This window comes from Microcystis sp. M20BS1 (assembly GCF_020245305.1).
Taxonomy (GTDB): domain Bacteria; phylum Cyanobacteriota; class Cyanobacteriia; order Cyanobacteriales; family Microcystaceae; genus Microcystis; species Microcystis ichthyoblabe_A.
Window position 1 is genome coordinate 1 of record NZ_JADBUZ010000065.1, and the last position, 5,993, is coordinate 5,993.

A 5,993-nucleotide genomic window follows, 5' to 3' on the forward strand; every position below is an offset into this window, starting at 1 on the left:
AACCGTATTGAGTACCTAACAATGCGAATAGCTCTGCGTATTGCGTCCTGCTGATCGCCTGCCCATCTACTTTTAACCAATTAGTAGGGGGGTCCACCCCTACCAGCCACATGATTACAGAACCTATTGGGAGGCTCGCCTGAGACGCTATGGCCTGGTTAACCCAGTCTACTCGAGCTATACTGTCATTAGTAGTGGGTGATACAGTACGGGGGTTGCCCGTTAGGAAAGGACTATCTATATTAGCCTTAGTGTTCGATAGATTAGTTACTTGTGTCTGTAGACTACCTACAGTATTCTGTAATGCTACTATCTTGGGTATCTCTAGATTGAGCCTGTCATTTATAGCGCTGACTGTGGCATTGATGGTGGCTATCTGAGCAGTTAGTTGATTACTCAATGTAGTAAATTGAGACTGTAGAGCGCTGATGGCAGTTGTGTTAGTATCGCAGCATGTCTGTAGGTTCCGGATTATAGTTAGCTCACCTACGACAGCAGCTAGGTTATTAATTAGATCATTGACTAACTGCTGTAGATTAGCAATGATTTGCTGTAACTCACCACCACCAAATAGATCGTCGCGTAATTCCTCTAGTTCATTCTCTAGAGTGGCTATATCAGCCAGCATGTCGGCAATAAACGCAAACGCCCGCACTGTGTCAGATAGATCGTATATAGTATTGGCTGCCTGTGTTCCCGTATGATTGGCGCGATTAGCAGCCTCTAGAAAGTTATTGTCGAGTTCAGCACAAGTAAGAGGACTCCCCTTACCCACTGATAATATAATTGGCATAGAACTGTAGCTAGTGGTTAATTTGGTTATACTATCGGTGTATGGCGTTCTGTAAGCATTAGAAAGGAGGTATCGGTGAGTAGCGAAATGTGGCATATGGATATAGCAAATCCCCATCAGGTGCCAATTACTATATATAGTGATTGGCAGCACCTGAATGGTATAGTCCTTAGGCCTAATAGTGGTCTAAGGACTAGCTACGAGATAGAGGATGGATACGAGTTATACGTTAGTCAGCTCTATCGAGTTAAGTCTAATGAGATGCCGAGATTGTATGTTGGATACTGTATAAAGGATTAAATTAATGCAATATTCAGTTGAATTTAAGGGTACACGTGGTAGATTGTATACACAGCTTTTTGCTAGTTACACATTTACAGATACCACGCTGCCTAGAACGGTTACTCTAACCCTGAGCCCCGGCGCAACAGTACCGATTGATCTAATCGATATTACCTCACTACAGTTAGTAGGTCTCTCGTGTGAGACAGGTTCTGTTAACCTCACTGTTATCAATAATGGTAGCACTATTATTAATCTACCAAAAGTAGTAGCTGGCTCCTATCACTTTAATAACGTAGATATAGTCGATGCTAAGATACAACTAGTAGCCGTAGGCACTGCGCCCGTACCGCTACAATTAGTATACGCCGGCGTGGCATGACCTGTCCACTAGAGTGGCAGCAGGCCTGTCGTAATCTGGATATAGCATGTCATAAATGTAGAGCTGAGATAGGAGAGGGTGAGCTGGCCTATTTACCACTGGCTGGTAGCCCCTCTATTAAGAGTCACCCCGCATATGAGAAGCCCCCTCCGCCCCCTCGCAAGCAGAGTAACACTGCATCGAAGATAGGGCGCGTCACTGAGAAACGCGTGTTACGCGATCTAGGTGCAAGAGCAACAGTGGCCAGTGGGGCCATCTTCGGAGACGGGGATGGCTCTATTGTTATAGATGGGGAGACCTGGCGTATAGAACATAAGACGCGGGTGGCCCGGCGTAATACACTAGGCCCTACTGAAGATGAGTGGGCTACTGCTCAGGCGCAGGGGTGCCGTCTATTCATAACTACTCATGGTGATAGAAGTGTCGTCACTATGGATATAGAGGACTTTAAGAGCCTAGCCGTATTGCCACCCGAGTTTACGGAGGGCGTTAACGAAGAAGCGGGGGGCCCAGCTCACTCGAGCAATGCCGAAGTCGCGGGGCAGCTCGAGTAGCACATTCACTGCCTCCACCTGTAGACCGAGTGTAGCGAAGGTGCGTTCGATGCTCAACTTAACAATACTTACAAAGTACGCAATGGGGTTCTTAACGAGGCGTCCTTGCCGGTTGAATGGAATAGTCTTACCATGAAGAACACGGCTACCGCACTCACTACGGATTGCCTGAGCCACAAGGCAATTCTCTATCGGCGAGACGTAGATAAGGTTACGGGGATGGTTGTTGAGAGGATTATCGTCGATATGGTGCACCTCTACCTCTCCTCGACGAGCGAGGAAGCCATTGCGGTAGGCCTTCCACCCCCAGTAAGCGTAGGCGACAACCTGATGAAGACCAACGATGAGTCGCTGGGTATTCGTAACGTGAAAATCAAAGAATCCGACTAAATGTAATAGCTGATATAAGTGAGAATTACGGGCCGCGCGCAGGACTAGGTAATCCCCCTGTTTAGAAGCCTGATAGGCCTTATCTCGCAGGATTGATTTCAGTGCCTTCAACGCTGCCTTGTTTACGTACCGTATTTGGTTGAACATGGTCAATGTCTGTTAGGTGAATAGATACAACAATACAGCCGTGGTTCTACAACCCGGCTTAGATTAATGTAGATCAGAACTGAGTTGCCCCAGAGGCACAATAGGTCTGGCGCACCAACGTAACAGAGGATGTTTCCCTCCGTCCTACTCGTTGGCGGCGTCCACTAGAGTCAGAATTAACCTACCGCGCTTGACGTAACCGGTGTCAAGTCTTGTACATTTAGCCCTATCTTGTTTACTCAGTATTACTACTTAGCGGGGCACGGCGTGCGGAGGTGAAGCGTATGGGTTTACCCTGTTCCGCTCGAACTTCACGGCTCACTGTGTCTTTTAGTTTATAGATACCAGCCCCTCTCTGATGCCTACATCAATCAACTGATTAAGGCAAATGAGAGGGCGGTAAATAGGAGGTCATCGGTACCGCCTATCGGCGGTTTAAGGAACCTTAGCCATTCCTTCTACTATTATAGCACAGGTTTTTAATTCTGGTGTAAAATATTTATCAGGCGGGGCCCCTCTCAAATAAAGGGGGCTTCTCTACCACAAATACGCAGGAGAACCGTGGAAACTATAACAACGGGGGTGGGCCCCGTATTTTTATGATTACTACAATTGATTTTCGTGATATCCAGGCTGCGTGTATTAAACAGCTAGATGATATGTGTAAGGATAAGCAGCCCTTATTTGTTGTCGACGTACTAGGAGATGTGCTCTGGCAGACCTACCTCGATGCATTCCCCTCACACGAGCGACAGGCGCATAACTGTATGGCCTGTCGACAATTCATTAAGAAGGCGGGGGGCCTCGTTAAACCAGATGAGAATTATAATCTCATCAGTATGTGGAATGTAACTGTACCAGGTTACTTACAGGCAGTAGTTGATAAGCTCAATGCTCTAGTGACAGGGGCCCGCATTCGAGACACGTTCTTATTAAGTCGTAGTGAATTGACCGTAGGGCACGCAAGTGACTTGCAGCGTCTAGAGGACGGTACCACTATTAAGTGGCACCATCTATACTATAAGTTTCCTACAGCCTATGCCTCTGATGATGTAAATGGTAGTCAGAGTGATGCCCGTAATAAGGCGGCGGGCCTCAAGCGAGATCTAGAAGAGATCTCTATTGACTCAGTGAATACTGTCCTCGAACTCATCGATCAAGGTGCTCTCTATCGCGGTATTGAGTTTAAGCCACTGTTAACTAAGTTTCTTGCCCTACAAAAGACCAATCGCCAGAATCGCCTGCGTAATCCTAATTTTACCGAGGAGCAGTATAAAACCTTCTGCTGGGCGATGTCTGCTAAATTTAGCCATATCCGCAATACAGCCATCGGTACTCTGCTGACTGATATTAGTGAGGGACGCGATCTAGATAAGGCTGTTACATCTTATGAGAGTAAGGTGGCCCCCGAGAACTATCGTCGCCCTACGGCCATCGTTACTGAGAGTATGAAGGCTAGAGCCCGGGCTGACTTTCTCGCTATGGGCTTCAGCCAGTCTAGTCTAGAGCGTCGTCAGGCCACTATTGATGATGTCCCTATTGATCAGTGGTTATATGTTGATAGGCTACCAACGACCATCGAGACCGACTTCTTCAACAATATGCTTGTAGTCTCTCGCCCGCCTACGACTCCGCAGAATATTAGCTTCAGCGAGTTCCTTAGCAGCGTAGTGCCCCATATCACATCTATGGAGATCCTATTTGAAGATAAGCTGATAAATAATTTAGTTACTATGACAGCTCCTGTAGATACGGATACCCCTAGCTTCTTCCAATGGCCTAATGGTATGGGCTGGAGCTACAATAATCAGTTAGCTGATAGTAGTCGTCAGCGTGTCAAGGCTGCTGGCGGTAAGGTAGACGGGGCTCTGTGCTGCCGGTTGATGTGGTATAATACTGATGACTTAGACCTTCATCTCGAGTGGAACAACAATAGAATTTACTATGGAAGTAAGAAGGCCTGTGGTGGTGAGCTCGATGTAGATGCTAACGCCACGACTTCTTCTTTAACTAATACCCCCGTTGAGAATATAGCATTTGCCAATAAGGCGCCTAATGCTAAGTATCTACTGTCTGTTAATCAGTTTAATAGACGTAATAGCGTTGATATCGGCTTCCAGGTAGATATCGAGACAGAGGGGGGCCAGTTCTACACCTTCACGTATAAGACCCTGATGCCTACTGGAAAAACTGTAAACGTAGCCCGCTTCAGTATGGTTAATGGTGTGCTAAAATTAGATACAGATAGTGACTTACTTAAACCATCTAGTGCTACAGGCCGCTCTCTTACTACGTGGGGTATGGGCACTAATCAGTGGCAGAAGGTCCGCCTCATTACTACCAGCCCTAATCACTGGGGGGATACACAGCACGGTAACCTACACTTCTTTATCTTCTTAGATAAGGCTGTATCCGAGGGGCCTATCCGCCCCTTCTTCAATGAGTTTATTCGTGCTGATCTACTACGAGATCACAAGCGCGTGTTCGAGTTACTAGGTAGCATGGTACCAGTCAACAGTACTCCTAATGGACTTGCTGGCCTAGGCTTCTCTAGCACTACTCGCGCTAGTTTCACATGCCGCGTGGGGGATAGCTCCACACGTAAACGTATTTTCAAAGTCACATTCTAGAGGAACTATGGAACTCAATATCATTATTGGTGCTCTCGTTGGTCGGTACCGCTTTCCCTCTGTTAGCGGTGATCTCACGCTTGAGGATCTATTCTGTCTTAACCTCAGGTCTAAATCAACCAATACGCCCTCTCTTAATAATGTTGCTATTGAGCTTAACAAGCGTATCATAGCCTGCGGTGGCGTAGACTTCGTCGATGATAGCAACGAGATTATTATCTTACAAAGAAAGCTCGACATAGTCAAATTTGTCATTGCTCATGTTAAGAATCGTGCTGAGGCCACTAAGCAGGCCCTCGCTAGAGAGGAGAATCGGCAGAACTTACTGGCCCTCATTGAGCGTAAGAAAAATGATCTCCTCGCTGAAGAGAGTATCGAAGAATTAGAGCGGCGCCTCGCTGCCCTATAGAAGCCAAGGTAAGGTTAATTAATTGGGCCCAGCTCAAACTGGGCCCAACACAGGAGCAACATGGAAGAATTAAAGGCAACTTATAATAACAGAGTTGTATACGGATTAGCTGACAGCAGTAATGTGTATATCGACGCTGTGTCCTTAGAGAAGGTGCTTAGTTGTAGTATTTACCTGAAATGTCGGCTTGAAGGCTCTCGGTTTTACCGATGAGATGAAAAGCCGACCAGCATAGAAATAGCGAAGCACGATTGACAACTCAATTCTTAGCGTGCTAGAATAGCTTGCGTAGTAGGTCGGCACGCAAGATGTTCATTTTAGAGTACAAGCTTAGAGGAAAACCATCTCAATATCAAGCCATTGATGAGGCAATTCGGACAGTTCAGTTTGTTCGGAATAAATGCCT

At 46.6% G+C, this 5,993-nt stretch carries 4 protein-coding genes and 1 pseudogene; 3 read left to right on the plus strand and 2 right to left on the minus strand.

All coding sequences use genetic code 11. The annotated features are described in order from the left end of the window. Window positions 1-793 (minus strand): phage tail protein (locus IM507_RS06805; protein WP_287636797.1); only part of this gene is annotated, 793 nt, incomplete at its 3' end. A gap of 1,119 nt (window positions 794-1,912) precedes the next feature. Further along, window positions 1,913-2,548 (minus strand): HNH endonuclease, encoded by a 636-nt coding sequence (locus IM507_RS06810; RefSeq protein WP_287636798.1) that lies wholly within the window; start codon window positions 2,546-2,548, stop codon window positions 1,913-1,915. A 599-nt stretch (window positions 2,549-3,147) separates the two neighbouring features. On the opposite strand from IM507_RS06810, the gene IM507_RS06815 reads away from it, so the two are divergent. From IM507_RS06815 to IM507_RS06825, 3 genes and pseudogenes are all read left to right on the plus strand, one after another. Beyond that, window positions 3,148-5,178 carry a hypothetical protein gene (locus tag IM507_RS06815; protein WP_287636799.1) on the plus strand — a complete coding sequence of 677 codons (2,031 nt, stop codon included), beginning with the start codon at window positions 3,148-3,150 and terminating at the stop codon, window positions 5,176-5,178. Between the two features lie 7 nt (window positions 5,179-5,185). Then, window positions 5,186-5,587, plus strand: coding sequence for a hypothetical protein (locus tag IM507_RS06820; protein ID WP_287636800.1), 402 nt, complete (start codon window positions 5,186-5,188; stop codon window positions 5,585-5,587). 308 nt (window positions 5,588-5,895) lie between these two features. Next, a pseudogene (locus IM507_RS06825) lies at window positions 5,896-5,993 on the plus strand (transposase); the annotation flags it as partial.

What these genes read in the sequence shown, in the direction of transcription:
- IM507_RS06810 (WP_287636798.1), bottom strand. Translation starts at nt 2,548, where the DNA reads ATGTTCAACCAAATACGGTACGTAAACAAGGCAGCGTTGAAGGCACTG.
- IM507_RS06815 (WP_287636799.1), top strand. Translation starts at nt 3,148, where the DNA reads ATGATTACTACAATTGATTTTCGTGATATCCAGGCTGCGTGTATTAAA.
- IM507_RS06820 (WP_287636800.1), top strand. Translation starts at nt 5,186, where the DNA reads ATGGAACTCAATATCATTATTGGTGCTCTCGTTGGTCGGTACCGCTTT.